General features: G+C 68.8%; 1 protein-coding gene. It reads left to right on the forward strand.

The features are described from left to right. Positions 1–12: 12 nt before the first annotated feature. On the forward strand, positions 13–288 hold a 276-nt coding region (locus FV222_RS29165; RefSeq protein ID WP_246685736.1), incomplete at its 3' end, for an AbfB domain-containing protein.

The raw sequence follows: 288 nt of genomic DNA on the forward strand, positions 1-288 counted from the left end.
ACGGCTACGGGCGTGACGCCGACGGCGGCGATCAGCCTCGAATCCGCGAGCAAGCCCGGCACCTACGTCCGGCGCGTGTTCGGCGAGTTGATGGCGTCGGCGCCGGCGACCAACGCGACCGATCGCCAGGAGGCGAGCTTCAAGCTCGTCCCGGGCCTGAGCGGCAAGGGATCGAGCTTCCAGATGACCCGCGAGACCACCCGATATCTTAGGCACGCCGGCTTCGCGCTCTACAGCAATCCCGTGATGTCCATCGGGACGAGCCCGGACGCGAGCTTCACCCGCCGC

This window comes from Methylobacterium sp. WL103, assembly GCF_008039885.1.
GTDB classification, from domain to species: Bacteria; Pseudomonadota; Alphaproteobacteria; order Rhizobiales; family Beijerinckiaceae; genus Methylobacterium; species Methylobacterium cerastii.